Origin of the sequence: Thermoactinospora rubra (assembly GCF_002093975.1) — a bacterium.
Classification (GTDB): domain Bacteria; phylum Actinomycetota; class Actinomycetes; order Streptosporangiales; family Streptosporangiaceae; genus Nonomuraea; species Nonomuraea rubra_A.
Window position 1 is genome coordinate 1 of record NZ_MSZZ01000024.1, and the last position, 15,481, is coordinate 15,481.

General features: G+C 73.7%; 12 protein-coding genes and 1 tRNA gene. 4 read left to right on the forward strand and 9 right to left on the reverse strand.

The features are described 5' to 3' along the window. Positions 1 to 168: 168 nt before the first annotated feature. Positions 169 to 243: transfer RNA gene (locus BSB02_RS23620), tRNA-Arg, on the reverse strand. A gap of 115 nt (positions 244 to 358) precedes the next feature. Here BSB02_RS23620 and BSB02_RS23625 point away from each other — a divergent pair. Then, positions 359 to 760, forward strand: coding sequence for a response regulator transcription factor (locus tag BSB02_RS23625; RefSeq protein ID WP_084961960.1), 402 nt, complete (start codon positions 359 to 361; stop codon positions 758 to 760). Between the two features lie 90 nt (positions 761 to 850). Here the strand turns inward: BSB02_RS23625 and BSB02_RS43065 are convergent, their stop codons facing one another. After that, on the reverse strand, positions 851 to 3,577 hold the full coding sequence (locus BSB02_RS43065; protein WP_084962237.1) for a helix-turn-helix transcriptional regulator: 2,727 nt from the start codon (positions 3,575 to 3,577) through the stop codon (positions 851 to 853). A 188-nt stretch (positions 3,578 to 3,765) separates the two neighbouring features. Between BSB02_RS43065 and BSB02_RS23635 the strand changes: the two genes are divergently transcribed. Together BSB02_RS23635 and BSB02_RS23640 are read left to right on the forward strand one after the other, a co-directional pair. Further along, positions 3,766 to 4,383, forward strand: coding sequence for a LysE family translocator (locus BSB02_RS23635; RefSeq protein ID WP_084961961.1), 618 nt, complete (start codon positions 3,766 to 3,768; stop codon positions 4,381 to 4,383). Between the two features lie 75 nt (positions 4,384 to 4,458). After that, a complete protein-coding gene (locus tag BSB02_RS23640; RefSeq protein WP_158088710.1) occupies positions 4,459 to 5,367 on the forward strand; it encodes an alpha/beta hydrolase in 909 nt (302 codons plus the stop codon). Positions 5,368 to 5,384: 17 nt separating this feature from the next. On the opposite strand, the gene BSB02_RS23645 is transcribed toward BSB02_RS23640, so the two are convergent. The 6 genes from BSB02_RS23645 to BSB02_RS23670 all read right to left on the reverse strand — a co-directional run bounded on the left by BSB02_RS23645 (position 5,385) and on the right by BSB02_RS23670 (position 13,718). Then, complete coding sequence (locus BSB02_RS23645; protein WP_240506610.1) at positions 5,385 to 6,515, reverse strand: hypothetical protein; 1,131 nt, start codon at positions 6,513 to 6,515, stop codon at positions 5,385 to 5,387. A gap of 112 nt (positions 6,516 to 6,627) precedes the next feature. Beyond that, positions 6,628 to 7,008: a RidA family protein gene (locus BSB02_RS23650; protein ID WP_084961967.1), complete on the reverse strand. Its 381-nt coding sequence runs from the start codon at positions 7,006 to 7,008 to the stop codon at positions 6,628 to 6,630. Next, the gene (locus BSB02_RS23655; protein ID WP_240506611.1) at positions 7,005 to 8,063 is read right to left on the reverse strand and encodes an alanine racemase; all 1,059 of its coding nucleotides are present in this window, start codon (positions 8,061 to 8,063) and stop codon (positions 7,005 to 7,007) included. Before BSB02_RS23655 ends, BSB02_RS23650 begins: the two co-directional genes overlap by 4 nt. A gap of 32 nt (positions 8,064 to 8,095) precedes the next feature. After that, positions 8,096 to 9,634, reverse strand: a complete 1,539-nt coding sequence (locus BSB02_RS23660) for an N-acyl-D-amino-acid deacylase family protein (RefSeq protein ID WP_084961969.1) — start codon at positions 9,632 to 9,634, stop codon at positions 8,096 to 8,098. A 17-nt stretch (positions 9,635 to 9,651) separates the two neighbouring features. Further along, complete coding sequence (locus BSB02_RS23665; protein WP_084961971.1) at positions 9,652 to 12,921, reverse strand: DUF4153 domain-containing protein; 3,270 nt, start codon at positions 12,919 to 12,921, stop codon at positions 9,652 to 9,654. Beyond that, entirely contained in the window at positions 12,918 to 13,718 is an 801-nt protein-coding gene (locus tag BSB02_RS23670; protein WP_276206345.1) for a response regulator transcription factor, read from the reverse strand. Before BSB02_RS23670 ends, BSB02_RS23665 begins: the two co-directional genes overlap by 4 nt. Positions 13,719 to 13,791: 73 nt before the next feature. On the opposite strand from BSB02_RS23670, the gene BSB02_RS23675 reads away from it, so the two are divergent. Further along, positions 13,792 to 14,622, forward strand: a complete 831-nt coding sequence (locus tag BSB02_RS23675; RefSeq protein WP_143591055.1) for an arylamine N-acetyltransferase family protein — start codon at positions 13,792 to 13,794, stop codon at positions 14,620 to 14,622. Here BSB02_RS23675 and BSB02_RS41565 read toward each other — a convergent pair. Beyond that, positions 14,608 to 14,871, reverse strand: a complete 264-nt coding sequence (locus tag BSB02_RS41565; RefSeq protein ID WP_206184851.1) for a Rossmann-fold NAD(P)-binding domain-containing protein — start codon at positions 14,869 to 14,871, stop codon at positions 14,608 to 14,610. The two genes, BSB02_RS23675 and BSB02_RS41565, sit on opposite strands and share 15 nt — an antisense overlap. Between the last annotated feature and the right edge of the window lie 610 nt (positions 14,872 to 15,481).

Sequence of the window (15,481 nt, forward strand, 5' to 3'; positions counted from 1 at the left end):
CGTCCTGCAGAACTACGAGGTCGCGAGAGGATGAAAAAGGCTCATGGATCGCGTATGGATCGCGCAACCTGTCACAGGACGTCATCCTGCGGCGTAAGGCGGCAAGATCGAAAACCTGGTGCAACAAGAGAAAAGCCAGGTCAGACGGTGTCTGGCCTGGCTGCGATCTGGTGCTCCCGGCAGGATTCGAACCTGCGCACCCGGCTCCGGAGGCCGGTGCTCTATCCCCTGAGCTACGGGAGCGATGCCTGCATAAGGCTACCAGCATCCGCCCACCACTCGGGACCGAGATAATCCTCCGCCCCACATCCGCGGAAAACCGCACGGGAAGGCCGTCGCAGGAGCTAGCTTGGCGCCCGTGGGCGAGGTACTCGGCAAAGTTCTGGTCGTCGACGACGACGAAGTGATCCGTCAGCTGATCGCGGTCAATCTGACCCTCGAGGGGTTCGAGGTCGAGACGGCGACGGACGGGCAGGACTGCCTGGATCGGGTGCTCGACGTCAGGCCGGACGTCGTCACGCTGGATGTGATGATGCCGCGCCTGGACGGGTGGGTCACCGCGACCAGGCTGAGGACGGACGAGGAGACCAGGCACATCAAGGTGCTTCTGATCACCGCGAGGGCGCAGGAGGAGGACAAGAGGCGGGGGTTGGGCCTGGGGGTGGACGCCTACCTGACCAAGCCGTTCGATCCGGCCGAGCTGATCAGGATCGTCCGGGAGCTGGCCGCGGCCGGTGACCGGAGCGCGGGTCTCTCGTGAGGTCCGGAACCCTCGTGCGCTGCCGGTGAAGCCGTCGTCCGGCGCATGAAGGTCCTGCCGACGCCCACACATGGGTGCCTCGGCCACCCGTTAGACGAGACCGAGCCGGCGGCCTTCGGCGGCGGCCTGTGTGCGAGTCGAGACGCCGAGCTTGGCCAAGATGTTCGAGACGTGCACGCTCACCGTCTTCTGCGCGATGAACAGCCGCTCGGCGATCTCGCGGTTCTGCAGGCCCTCGGCGACCAGGGCGAGCACCTCCAGCTCCCGTGAGGTGAGGCCCGTCCCCGAAGCGCTCCGCTCCACGAAACGGGCGCGCCGCCCGAAGTCCTCCAGGGCTTCCAGCAACGGCGTGGCCCGCAGCCGCAGCGCCGTGTCACGGGCGTGGCCCCACTCGGCCTGGGCCGCGTCGCGGTCGCCGGTGGTGAGCAGCGCCTCGGCGAGCCGCCGGCGAGAGCGCGCGGCCTCGTAGACGAACCCGTAGTCGAAGGCTTGTACGGCGGAGCGCCACTTGCCGGGGTCGTAGCGGCCGTGCGCCCGCTCCCACTCGGCCTCGGCGCGCAGCATCCAGGCCCGCCCCTCCGGCCCCATCGTGATCGGCTGCCCGGTGGGCCCGGTGGTGAAGGCGTGGCGGGCCCTGGCCAGGAAGTCGTCGGCGTCGTCGGCGGTGCCGAGGTCGGCGAGCGCGGCCAGGCCGGTGGCGGCGATGCGGACCACGCCCGCGTCCGTGCGGTCGAGCACGTCCAGGACGGCGCGGATGTGCTCCAGCGCGGCGGCGGGCTCGCCGTTCCACAGGGCCCGCTCCGCCGCCAGGCCGCGCGAGATATAGGCGATGAAGCTGTCGCTCCAGAACGGCCGCAGCCAGCGCAGGCGGTCCTCGACCTGGGGAGCGCCCCTGGCGACCTCGAGGAAGAGCGCGTAGGAGGACAGCGTGGCCTCGGGGACCGTGCCGACTCGCATGGGGAACCCGGCGGCCACGGCGGCGGCCTGGTCCCACTCGCCGGCGACGTAGTGGATGAGCAAGCCCAGGAAGCGCAGGTCCGTGCCGTACGTGCTCCAGGTCAGCCCCGTCTCCCGGGCCCGGCGGATGCCGCGGTCGACCGCCTCGGCGGCGCAGGCCAGGTCGCCGGCGTCGAAGGCGATGCGGGCGCGGATGAACTGGGCGCGCAGGTCGATCGCCAGGTCGCCCGAGGGCTTCTCCAGCGCCGCGTTCAGCAGCTCCTGCGCCTCGGCGTGGCGGCCTTCGAGCTCGTCGAAGACGGCCAGGCTGATCAGCGCGCTCACCTCCGCGTCGCGGGCGCCCGCGGCCCGCGCGACCTCGAGCGCCTCCTGCGCGATGGTCCGCGCCTCCTCGTGGCGCGGGGTCCACCCCAGGCAGCGGGCCAGCGTCGCCAGCGCACGCGCCCGCATGACGTCGTCGCCGGCGGTTTCGACGGCTGCCTCCGCCGCCGCGATCGCGGCGTCGTTCTGGTCGATCTCGTAGAGGTAGTACGCCAGCCGTTCGTTGACCTCGGAGGTGGGCGGCAGGGCGCGCAGCCGGGTGACGGCGCGGTGGTTGTCGCCGGAGTCGGCGGCCGTGATCGCGCTGCGCAGCGCCAGCGTGAGGCGCTCCTCCCCCGCCAGGCGGGCCGGGTCGTCGACGCGGTCCCACAGGCTGAGGACCTGGTCGTAGTGCCGGTGGGCCTCCGCGGGCGCGCCGAGGCGCTCGGCCAGCCGGCCCGCTTCGGCGGAGGCCGCCAGGGCTCCCGCCAGGTCGTGGCTGGCGAGGTGGTGGTGCGCCAGCTCGGCGGGCGAGGTGAGCAGTTTGGCGAAGGCCGCGTGGAGCCGGGTGCGCTCGCCGGGCAGCAGGTCGGTGTAGACGGCCTCCTGGAGCAGGGCGTGGCGGAAGGCGTAGCCGTACCCGTCGACCCGCAGCAGCCCGCGTGAGACGATCTCGCGCACGGCCTGCTCGAACTCGCCCACGTCCAGGCCGGTGACCTCGCGCAGCAGCGAGTCCTCGACCCGGCGCCCGGCCACCGCCGCGGCGCGCAGGACCCGCTGGCCGGCCTCCGACAGCACCTCGACCCGGGACATGAGCAGGCTGGCCAGCCCGTCGGGCAGGGACTCGCCCTCGTTGGCCGCCGCCAGCAGCTCCTCGGCGTAGAACGGGTTGCCCTCCGCGCGGGCCACGACCTGGGACAGCACGGCCGGCCGTACCTCGCCCATGGAGGCCACGAAGTCGGACATCTCCGATGGGCCGAGCGGGCGCAGCTCCAGCACGCTCACCGTGGGCAGCCGCTGGAGCTCGGCCAGCACGGGCCGCAGCGGATGGCGCCGGTGCAGGTCGTCGGTGCGATAGGTGCCGACCACGCACACCTGCCCGGTCTGCACCATGCGGCTGAGGAAGACCAGCAGGTCGCGCGTGGAGCGGTCGGCCCAGTGCAGGTCCTCCAGCACCAGCACCACGGGCTGCACCTCGCCGAGCAGCTCCAGCAGCGACCCGAACAGCCGCTGCTGCGTCAGCCCGGAGGACGCGCCGCCGTCGAGCATCTCCCCGCGCAGGATCGGCCGCGCCTCCACCGCGCTCCGGATGGACGGCTCGCGCAGCGCGTCGATCAGCGGCAGGTACGGCAGGGCGTCGCCGAGCTCGGCGCACTGCCCGACCAGCACGGTGAAGCCCCGGCGGCGGGCCTCGGCGGTCAGCTCGGTCACGAGCCGGGTCTTGCCGATGCCCGCGTCGCCCCCGACCAGGGCCACGCCTGCGGTGCCGGCCGCGGCCGCCTCGAGCACGCGGACCAGCGCCTCCAGCTCGGAGCGTCGCCCGATCAGCACCCCGGTCACGCTTGCCACTATGCCATGCCCGGCCGACAGCCCCGCCGTCCAGAGGCCGGTCCCAGCAGCGGGTCCCAGGAACCGCGGATCGGCCCCGCCGGGGAAAGGGAGCCGGACGCCCCGCGCCGCATTGGTCCAGAGATTCGGGGTGGCATTGGACCTTATGTACGGACCAATGCCGAAATATTGTCCTAAGTATGATCTCCCTGACTACGCTCGCCCTGTTCACCGTCGCCGCTCTCGCGCTGGTCGTCATCCCGGGCCCGAACCACCTCTACATCGCCGCCCGCGGCCTGGCCCAGGGGCGAGCCGCGGGGGTGGCCAGCGCCCTCGGCGTCGAGGTCGGCACCCTCGTCCACATCGCCGCCGCCGCGACCGGACTGTCCATGATCGTCAGCCGGTCGGCGACCTTGTTCTCCATCGTCAAGTGGGTCGGCGTCGCCTACCTGGTCTACCTGGGCATCCGGGCGCTCACCGGCAAGGACGACGCCGCCGCCCACGCCGTCCGCCCGCAGCCCCTGCGCAAGGTCTTCCTCGAAGGCGTCCTGGTCAACGTCCTCAACCCCAAGGTCGCCCTCTTCTTCCTCGCCTTCCTGCCGCAGTTCGTGGACACCGGAGCCGGTTCCCCGGCGCTCCAGATCATGGTGCTCGGCGTGACCCTCATGCTGCTCGGGCTGCTGTCGGACATGATGTACGCCCTGGCCGCGGGCGCCCTGGGCACCCGCCTGGCCGCCAAGGCGCGGGCGCTGCGCTACGTCAGCGGCATCGTCTACCTCGGCCTGGGAGCGGTGACGGCGTTCGCGGGACGAAAGTAGCCGGGAAGCCCCGACGTGGTAGCCGGGAATCCCGCCCCGGTAGCCGGGAAGCCCCCGCCGCGCGACAATCGCGGCGTGCCGCTGCGCCTGCTGCTGTCGACGGTTGTCCTGGCCCTCCTCGCGCCCGCCTGCGGCGCCGCTCCCCCGCCCACCCGGCACCCGGCCGAGCCCGCGCTTGCCGTACTGCAGGAGATCAGATCGGGCCGCCAGGTCACGCTGACCCTCCGATCACCCGCCCTCCGGGGTACGGCCACGGCCGAGGTGCTGCTCCCCGCCGGATGGCGGCCCGGCACCCGCTGGCCGGTCCTGTATCTACTGGAGGGCTGCTGCCACACCCGGATCGAGTGGATCACCCTCGGCCGGGCCGGCGAGCTGACCGAGGACGCCGGCGTCATCGTGGTGATCCCGGAGGGCGGGCGCGCCGGGTTCTACTCCGACTGGGTCAACGGCCCGAAATGGGAGACCTTCCACCTCACCGAGCTGCGCCGGCTCATCGAGACCAGGTACGGCGCGACCGACCGCAGGGCGATCGCGGGGCTGTCCATGGGCGGCTTCGGCGCGCTGTCCTACGCGGCCCGCCATCCCGGCATGTTCCGGGCCGCTGCCTCGTTCTCCGGCCTGACCGACGTCTCCCGCGCCGACGCCGACTGGATCACCCGCCAGTCCGGCGAGAACTCCCACGACCTGTGGCGCGACCAGGACATCCCGCTGCGCAACCCCATGGCGCTCGTGGCCCGGCTCAGGGACATCCCGGTCTACGTCTCCTGCGGAAACGGCGAGAAAGGGCCGCTGGACCCCGAGGGAACGCCGAAGGACGAGGGCGAGGCGGTCATCGAGCGGCAGAACCGCGCCTTCGTCGCGGCCGCCCGCGCAGCCGGGGTCAAGGTCACCGCGAACCTCTACGGCCCGGGCACCCACAGCTGGCCGTACTGGACCAGAGAGCTGCGGCGGGCGCTTCCGCTCCTGCTCGGCGAACTCCGCTGAACACCCCTCAGATCAGCTCAGATCAGCGCCTCGGGAATCCGGTCCAGCACCGGGTACGGCATGAGCCCGTAGGCGTAGAAGTCGACCGCGTAGGCCCCGGCCGCCTTGGCCGCCCGCACCTTGGCGGCGAGCCGGTCGGCCGAGTCGCTGTCGGGGTATCCGGGCCGCAGCACCGCCCGCACCTCCCGGTCCTTGCCGACCGACCGCAGGTAGGCCCCCACGTCGTCGGCCACCCGGGCCGCGTCGCGGGCGTACGCCAGCACCGCGAAGGACGGCACCAGGTCCCCCAGCGCCACCAGGTCCACGCCGAACTGCCAGGCGTCGTGCGCGGCCAGCCCCGGGGTGGGCAGCCCGTCCCGGTAGCCCTTCACCGCGCCCGTGGAGTCGACGAACACCAGCCGCGACCCCTCGGCCGCCACCGCCTGCGCCACCTCCGACACCAGCGACGTCACCGTCTCGGACCGGGCGCGGGCGTAGGCGACCACCTCCGGCCCGGCGTAGGCGGTCAGCGCCGCCCGGGTGACCTCGCCCTGCGCGGGCGAGTCGCCGTCGAGCACCCCGCCCACGATCCTGGCGCACTCCTCACGCGCCCCCGTGGCGTTCACGCCCAGGTCGGCGGCGCGGCTCAGGCAGTAGTCGCAGAAGCACAGCGCCATCAGGTAGGCGTCCATCGGCCCCAGCGGCACGAACGAGCGCTCGGCCCTGAGCGGGCGGAAGTGCAGCGACTCGGCCACCACGCTGTCCACGCCGAGCCTGGCCACCGCCCTGGCCAGCGACACGGCGTACTGCCGTACGTCGGGGTGCCCGGGACACAGGTCGGTGGGATAGCCGCGGTCGCCGAAGCAGTTGCGCACGGTCACGTCGGGGTTGGCGGCGCCAAGGGTGCCGTTGCGCAGGAACACGGTCCAGCCGTGCAGCTTCAGCCCTCTGGTACGGCAGGCCTCGCGCAGCCCGTCGAACACGTCGGGGTACCCCTGCGGGGGTCTGAGCCGCTGCCCGGCGAACAGGTCGCCGGGCAGGGGGAAGTGGGCGCCGTCGTGGCGCACGGTCAGCTTGGACAGTCCGTGGGGCGTCACGTCGCGGGAGGCGTGGTGGACGGCGCCGACGGTCACCCCGGCCACGCCGTACCCGCGCACCCGGTCGAGCACCCTGTCGACGCCCTCGCCGCGCAGGTCCTCGGCGAAAACGAATACCGAACTGTCCAGTTTCTTTGCCTCCCTCCAGCCGGCGCTGTGTTTATCGGTCGCGCCCTCGCGAAACCTAATCGCCCTTGTGGGCGACGAAGTCGATCTCCACGAGGATGTCCATGAGGTCCGAGCCGACGGTCGTCCGCACCGGATACGGCTGGGTGAAGTACGACTTGTACACCTCGTTGTACTTGGCGAAGTCGCGCTTGAGGTGCTGCAGGTGCACGGTCGCCTTGATCACGTCGTCGTACCCCAGCCCGTGCGCGGCCAGGACGGCGCCGAGGTTCCTCATCACCTGGTGGGTCTGGGTCTCGATGTCGTCGCCGACCACCTCGCCCGTCTCGGGGTCGAGCGGCCCCATGCCGGAGGTGTAGACGAAGTCGCCGACCACGAGGCCCTGCGAGTAGGCGCCGACGGGCGGCGCGCCCTGGTCGGAGCGCAGTTCCTTCTTCACAACTCGATCCTTATCGTCTCGACAACCTGGTAGTCCCCGTCGATCAGCGGCATGGAACGCCACTTGTCGAAGGCCGTGCACGGGTGCGAGATGCCGAAGGCGACCAGCTCGCCCACTCGCAGGTCCCCGCGGACGATCGTGTGCTGGTCCAGCATCTTGACCACGGTCACGCCGGGCCGTCGCGGGACGGGCAGCCCCTCGTCGTAGGGCGCGTCGCGCTTGCCCATGCCCACGACGGCGAGCCCCGGCTCCGGGGTGGACAGCACGTGGGCCCAGATCTCCAGCGCGGGCTTCAGCTCGCCCTCGATCCGGTTGAACGGCGTGCGGTCGCGGTAGTAGCCGTCGTCGTGGGTGACGTAGGCGCCGCTGCGCAGCACGATCCTGGCCTGGGTGGCGACCAGCTCGCGGCCGATGACGTCGAACCACTGGCTGCCGCCGACGGTGAGGATCGGCTCGCGCACCCGCAGGTGCTCGACCGCCTCCTGCAGCCGCCGCAGGTAGCCGCGCACCTCCTCGGCCGTCTTCAGCGCCCCCTCATACCCGGCGACCCCGGCCACCTCGACGCCGTCGGCCGCCTGCACGTAGCCGACCAGGTCGAGCAGCTCCTCCAGGGTCCGGCACCCGGCCCTGCCGCCCGCGTGGCCCAGCTCCACCAGCACCCGGTACGGCCTGGCCCCCGGACGGGCCGGCAGCGCGTCGACGCTCTCCCTGGAGTCGACGAAGCTCAGCAGCTCGAAGCCGGGATCGGCGTCCAGCTCGCGCCGGATCCAGGCCAGCCCGGCGGGATCCATGACCTGGTTGGCGAGTATGATCCGCGAGGCGCCGAAGCCCCGTGCGGCCCTGGCCTGCCGCGGGGTGGCGACCGTCAGGCCCCAGGCGCCCGCGCGCAGCTGCCGCGTCGCGATCTCGCGTGACAGGTGGGTCTTGACGTGCGGGGCGAGCTCCAGCCCGTGGTCGCGGGCGAAGGCCGCCATCGTGGCGATGTTGTGCTCCAGCGCGTCGCGGTACAGCACCATCAGGGGAAACTCGTACGACCCGTCGAAGATCGACCCCACCGGACGAGCACCCCCCTTTGTCGCGTCCGACCTTATCCCCCGCCGGGCCGCAGCGCACGCCCGGCCCGGGCTCCTGTGAGCGCTCCCGCGGACAGCACGCGCTCCCCCGAGACGAACACCTCCCCCACGCCCGTCGCCGGGGTCCGCGGGGCGGCGTAGGTGGCCAGGTCGGCGACCGTGACCGGGTCGAACACGATCAGGTCGGCCACGCAGCCGGGCCGCACCAGCCCCCGGTCGTCCAGGCCGAACCGCCGCGCCGGGTGGGAGGCCAGGTGCACGACGGCCTGCTCCCAACTCCAGTCGCCCAGCTCGCGCACGTGGCGGCCGAGGAAGCGGGCGAAGGCGCCCCAGCCGCGGGGGTGCGGATGCCCGCCGACGTAGATGCCGTCCGAGCCGCCCGTGTGCGAAGGGTGGCGCAGGATCCGCCGGACCGACTCCTCGCCGGCCGGGCCCTCGTCGGGCCGGGCGGAGACGACGCCCGCCTCCAGCCGGGTGTCGATCAGCAGCCTGCGGCAGAACTCGGCGGGCTCCATCTGCGCCCGCTCGGCCGCGGCCACCATGCCCATGCCCTCGGCCCAGCCGTACCCGGGGGCGTGCGAGATCGTCAGTCGCGGCCACAGGCCGGCCAGCGTGGGCCACCAGTCGTCGAGCCGGTCGGACTCCAGCACCTCCAGCGCCCGGTCGACCTCGGCGGCGGGCACCGACTCCGGCAGCACCACCATCGCCAGGATCGTGCTGCCGCGCAGGTAGGGGTAGGTGTCGAAGGTCAGGTCGACATCGCGGGCGAGGGCGTCCTCCACCAGCGGCAGCAGCACGTCGGCCGGGCCGTGCAGGTGGGAGACGTGCATGGCGGCGCCGGAGCGCCGGGCGATCTCGACGACCTCGGCCATCCCGATCCCGGCCCGCTCGCCGTAGGCCCGCATGTGGGTCACGTACGGCAGGCGCCCCAGCGGCGCGCACAGGGCGGCCAGCTCGGCGGCGGTGGCGTGGCGGCCGGGCAGGTACTCCAGCCCGCTGGACAGCCCGGCCGCGCCGTCGGCCAGCCCCTGCTCCACCAGGCGCAGCATGCGGCGCAGCTCCTCGGGGGAGGGCGCCTGCGGGGAGGGGCCCATGACCTCGTACCGGACCGTGCCGTGCGGGATCAGGTAGGCCGTGTTGAGCGCCGTGGCCCGGTCGTAGGCGGCGAGCAGGTCGCCCACGGTCAGCGGCGCGTCGCGCGGCGGCGAGCCGTTGACCGCGGCGAAGTAGCGGGCCGCGTAGGCGACGGTCCGCGCCGAACCGGGCGCGAACGACAGCCCGTCCTGGCCGAGCACGAAGGTGGTCACGCCCTGCCGGAGCGCGGCGAGCTGCACCCGCGGGTCGAAGACGGCGGCGTCGCCGTGCGCGTGGCAGTCGATGAACCCGGGGGCAACGAACCGGCCTGCGGCCTGCACCTCCACCGCCGCCTCTGCGCCTTCCAGGCGGCCCAGCGCCGCGATCCGGTCGCCGCTGATCGCCACGTCCGCCCGGAACGCCGGGGCGCCCGTGCCGTCGAGCACCCGGCCGCCCCTGATGATCACATCGAAAGCCACCCCTGGATTAAACCCGACTAGGACCGGCCCGGGGGCGGCGGGCAGTTCACGCGCGGCCCGAGCGGCCTGCGCGCCAGCAGCTCCTGCGCCCGCGCCCTGGCCAGGTTCCAGGAGTTCCACGACAGGGGCCGGTCCAGCTCGTTGACCGCGTACACGTCGGCCAGCACGCAGCTGCGCTGCGGCTCCGGCAGCCGGTCCAGCTCGGGTACGGCTTCCGCGCCCAGGTCGCCCAGGTAGTCGGAGTCCATCCGGGACACGCCGCGCTCCTCCAGCTGGGACCTGGCCACCAGGAGGTCGGGGTTGACCGCCGCGAAGGCGAACAGCCCCAACCCCGACACCAGCACGATCGTGCGGGGCAGCCAGCCCGTCTCCCGTCCGGCCAGCCGTACCGCTCCGGCGATCAGGACCAGCGCGAACACCGCGGCCAGCCACCAGATCGTGGCCTGCACCGAGATGCGCAGCCGGGACAGGCCGTAGGCCTCGGTGTACAGGCCCATGCGGTGCAGGGCCGAGAACAGGATGACCATCGTCAGCGCGCACAGCGTGCCCAGCTCTGCCGCCAGCAGCCAGCGGGACCGGCCGCCGGCGCGCACGACCGCGCCGGTCACGGCGACGATGGCGAGCACGATCACGCTGACGAACACCAGCTGGAAGAAGCCCTGCCTGGCGTACTCGGCGTAGGTCAGCCCGGCCGTGCGCAGCACCCGCTCGTCGCCGCCGAACAGCACCCTGATCTGCAGGGCGACGAAGGCGGCGAACAGCAGGTTGAGCGCGGTCAGCGGGACCAGCCACAGGCTGGGGTTGACGGCGACCTTGACCGACGGGCTGACCGGGTCCACCACGGGCTGCAGCGCCACCAGCACGACCGCGGCCAGCGTCCCGCCCGTCACCGCGAAGACCACCAGCCGCAGCGGCACCGACTGGGCCCACTCCGGCGTGGCGAGGAGCCGCTCGACGTAGGAGGCGAACACGGCGTCCGCGGAGGCGAACAGGCCGCCGAAGACCAGCAGCAGGACCGCGGTGATGCCCAGCGCGCCGACCATGGGCAGGATGCGCTTCCTGGCCACCAGGCGCTTGAGCGGCGCGGCCAGGAACCACGGCAGCGGCAGGAACGCCAGCAGCACCGAGGCGCCGCCCCTGATGACGCCGAGCCACCCGGCGCCCGCGCCGGAGGCGGCCAGCGAGCCGAGGCCGAAGCCGCCGACGAGCGTGATCATGACGAGCCAGTCGGCGTCGCGCCAGGCGGTCACCGAGATGAGCGCCGCGGCGACCAGGCCGTAGGCGATCGTCCAGGGGGTCATGCGCTTGAGGGCCGCGGGGACCGTGGCCGCGGCGATCACCAGGGCGACGAGCACCAGGCCCAGACCCGGCTGGGCGTACGGCAGCGCCACCGCGCCGAAGATCCCGGCCCCCGCCACGGTCGGCAGCAGCCAGCTCGGGGTCTCGGGGACGTCGGGGCGCGGGAAGAGCGGCGGGGGGACGTAGGCGGGCACGCCGTACGGCGGAGCCGGTTGGGCGGGCACGCCGTACGGCGGAGCCGGTTGGGCGGGGACGGCGGCGCGCGCCCGGCTCGCCGCGCCCAGGGCGACGCCGAGCGCGCCGCCGCCGGAGGTGACGAGGACGAGCGTGGCGAGCGCGGCCCCGTCGCCGATCACGACGGTGACGAAGACGGCGGCGAACAGGGCGGCGATGAAGCCGACGGCCAGGCCGACGATCCCGCCGACGACCAGCCTGCCGATGCCGGACGGCTCGGCCTGCGCCGCCGTCGCACCGCCGGGCGCGCCGGGCGCGTGCGCGCCCACCGGCAGGCGCGCGGGCATCGAGGCCGGCGGCACCCCGGGACCGTGCCCGTACGGCATGCCGCTCCCGTGCGGGACGCCGCCTCCGTACGGGACGCCGCCACCGGAAGCGTGGGCGCCCGCGATGCCCGCAGCCTGCCCGGCGGGGCCCTCCGCGGCGTGCGTGCTGAGGACACCGGCGCCATGCGTGGCGGGGACCCCCGCGGCAGGACCGGTCGGCGGCCCGGTCGCCGGTCCGGCGCCCGCGACGGAACCGGCGAACGGGCCCGCGCCCGGAGACGCGCCCGCGGCGGAACCGGCAAGCGGCGCGGAACCGGCGAGCGGTCCTGCGCCCGCCGCGGCGGGCGTGGCGGGCCCGCGCCCCTCGGCAGGCTCGCCGCCTACCGCCTCCCGCGCGGTGTCCAGCGCTTCCCCGATCTGCTCGCCGCCGGAGGACGCGGCGGCCGACGGCTCCTCGACGGGCCGCCCCTCGTCTCCCGAACCCTCACGCTCTAACGGCGCATCCGCCATCGCGACCCTCCCCGGTAGTTCGACGACCATGCGGCACCCCGCGCCGTCGCCGATGCGAACGGAGCCGCCGTGCAGCTCCACGATCTCCTTGACGATCGCCAGCCCCAGCCCCGCGCCCCCGGCGTCGGCGGCGCGGGCCGCGTCCAGCCGCGAGAAGCGCTCGAACACCTTGGACCTGGCCTCCGCCGGAATCCCCGGACCCTGGTCGGTCACGGAGATCTCCACCCCGTTCCCCCTGCCGGCCGCCGCCACCGTGACCACCCCGCCGGCCGGGCTGTGCCGTACCGCGTTGTCCAGCAGGTTGGCCAGCACCTGGGCCAGCAGGTCGGGGTCGGCGCGCACCGCCAGCCCGGCCTGCACCGCCTGGGCGATGCGGACGTCCTCCCGTGCCGGCCCGGCCTCGCTGACCACCTGCTCCACCAGCGGGCCCAGCTCGACCGCCTCCGGCTCGATCAGCCGGGCCCCGGAGTCCAGGCGCGACAGGTCGAGCAGTTGCGTGACGAGCCGCCCCAGCCGCTCGGTCTGCGCCAGCGCCGTCCGCAGGGTCTCGGGCGGCGAGACGCCGTCCACCACGTTCTCCAGGACGGCGCGCAGGCCCGTGATGGGCGTGCGCAGCTCGTGGCTGACGTTCGCGACCAGCTCGCGCCGCTGCCGGTCCACCTCGCCCAGGTCCGCCGCCATCGCGTTGAAGGCCCTGGCCAGCTCGCCGACCTCGTCGCGCGAGGTGGCGCTCACCCGCAGGTCGTAGTGGCCCTTGGCAACCGTCTGGGCGGCCGAGGCCATCTCGCGCAGCGGCTTGGTCATCCCCCGCGCGAGCACCTGGACCATGATGAGCGCCAGCGCGACGGCCACGACGATCCGCCACTCGCGCGACAGCGCCGCCGCGAACTCGTAGACCGCGATCGCCGTCGCCACCGCCAGCACGATGAGCAGGCCCAGCTTGACCTTGATCCGGCCGAGGAAGTCCAGCGGCCTCATGGCTGTGTTGATTGTCGCGCCTCCGGCGCGACGTGCTCGGGGCGCTCAGAAGGCCCGCTCTTCCCTCGTCGCGGCTCGGGCGCCGGACGCCCTCCCCGCTCCTCAGTCCAGAGCGGGCCGCGCCCCGTGCGCGCCAGGGCGTAGCCGACGCCGTGGACGGTGCGCACCACGTCGGGGCCGAGCTTCCTGCGCAGCGCGCGCACGTGGCTGTCGACCGTCCTGGTGGCCGCGGCCTCCGAGAAGCCCCACACGTCCGACAGCAGCCGGTCCCGCTCGAAGACCTGGCCCGGCCGCTCGGCCAGGCGGCGCAGCAGGTCGAACTCGGTCCTGGTGAGCTGCGCCTCCACGCCGTCGACGAACACCCGGCGAGCGGCCGTGTCGATCTCGATCGATCCCACCCGCAGCACCGTGTCCTCGGCGGCGAGCTGGGCCGCCCGGTCCACCCGGCGCAGCAGCGCGTGGATCCTCGCGACCAGCTCGCGCATGCTGAAGGGCTTGGTGAGGTAGTCGTCCGCGCCGACGCCCAGCCCGACCAGCAGGTCGGTCTCCTCGCCGAGGGCGGTGAGCATCAGCACCGGGACCGGACGGGCCGCCTGCATGCGGCGGCACACCTCCAGCCCGTCCAGCCCGGGCAGCAGCCGGTCGAGGATCACCAGGTCCGGTTCGGCCCTGCCGTACTCGACCAGGGCCTTCTGGCCGTCGGCCGCGACCCTGACGTCGAAGCCCTCGGCCGCCAGCCGGTCCCGTACGGCCAGCGCGATCGTCCCGTCATCCTCAACCACGAGAACCCGTTTCACGACTGGCAGCCTAGAAGCGGGCTGTGCAGAAAGGCATTCCCCGGTTGTGCACATCCTGTGCAGACTTGGGCGGGTGGATGTCGCTTCCTACCTTCACCGCCTGGGCCGTCCCGACCTCCTCGGCGCGCCGCCCACCCTCGAGACGCTCCACGCGGTCCACACCGCGCACGTGGAGCGCGTGCCGTACGAGTGCCTGGAGATCTGGCTGGGCCGCCCGACGACCGTCGACCCGCTGGAGTCGGCCGGGCGGATCCTGCGGGGGCGCGGCGGCTACTGCTACCACCTCAACGGGGCGCTCTCCGCCCTGCTGGCCGCCATGGGCTTCGAGGTCGCGCGGCACGTGGGCGGGGTGCAGAACCACCGCTCCCGGCCGGGCGTCACCGGCAACCACCTGCCGCTGACGGTGACGCTGCCGGAGGGCGCCTGGCTGGTCGACGTGGGCCTCGGCGACGGGCCGCACGAGCCGCTGCCCCTGGTGGCGGGGCGCCACCGGCAGGGGCCCTTCGAGTACGGCCTGCGCCCCTCGGAGGTCGCGCCGGGCGGCTGGCGGCTGGACCACGACCCGGCGGGGGCCTTCGCGGGCATGGACTTCGGCCTGGAGCCGACCGACATGACGGCCTTCACCGACATGCACCGGCACCTGTCCACCTCGCCGGAGTCCGGCTTCGTGCAGGCGGCGGTCGTCTACCGGCGCGACGCCTCGGGCGTGGACTGCATGCGGGGGCTGGTGCTCAGCCGGATCGGCAACGCCTCGACGTCCACGACGATGGAGCGGCCCGAGGACTACTACGCCGCGCTCGCCGACGTCTTCGGCCTCACGCTGGACGACGTGCCGCCGGAGGCCAGGGACAAGCTGTGGGCCCGGCTCGCGCGGGCCCACGAGCGGTGGCTAGCGGGCGGCTGAGGCGGCGATCACCTCCTTCAGCACCTCCTCCACCGGCGTCGGCGCGATGCCGAAGACCTCCTCGGTCTCGGAGGAGTCGACGAGGTAGGGGTGGCCGGGGGTGTGCAGCACCTCGTGGAACTCCAGCCAGAACGGCGCGGTCAGGCCGAGCAGGGCCAGGTCGCGCTCGGTCATCTGCTCCAGCCTCGGCGTGGGCGCTCCCGCCAGCTCCGCCAGCCGCGCCGCCAGCTCGCGGACCGACAGCGTCACCGTCGGCGCGTGCCAGGCACGGCCGAAGGACCCTCTCGTCCCGGGCGGCGGCCACCAGCGTGCGGGCGGTGTCGCGGATGGCCGAGTAGGCGTGCGGCACGTCCAGCTCCTGCGGCACCACGGCGACCGTCCCGGCCAGCACGTACGGCTGGACCATCAGGGAGAACACCGAGTAGGCGTCCACGCCGTAGAACTGCGCGGCGCGCACCTCCGTCACCCGGGCGCCCGAGGCGGCGGCCTCCTTCCACAGCCGGGCCCGCACGCGGCCTTTGCGCCCGGTCGCCCTCAGCGGCAGGTCCGGCGTGATCGGCCCATCCACCAGGCCGTAGCCGTACAGGTTGCCGAGCATCACGTAGTCGGCCCCGGTGCGCCGCACCGCCGTGAGCAGCGAGGCGGCCAGTGCGGGGAACTCCTCGGGCCAGCGGTGGTACGGCGGGGCCGCACAGTTGATCAGGGTGGACGCGCCGTCGAGGATCGAGGTGAGCGCGTCGGCGTCGGAGGCGTCGGCGGCGATCCTCTCGACGAGGGGATGGTCGGGGCCGGCTCCGCGACGGCTGACGATCTTCACTCTCTCGCCCTCTTCGGCGAACAGCAGCGCGGCGGCCTGGCC

Excerpts from the sequence above, each read along its gene's own strand:
- BSB02_RS23635 (WP_084961961.1), top strand. The coding sequence starts at position 3,766 with ATGATCTCCCTGACTACGCTCGCCCTGTTCACCGTCGCCGCTCTCGCG.
- BSB02_RS23665 (WP_084961971.1), bottom strand. The coding sequence starts at position 12,921 with ATGAGGCCGCTGGACTTCCTCGGCCGGATCAAGGTCAAGCTGGGCCTG.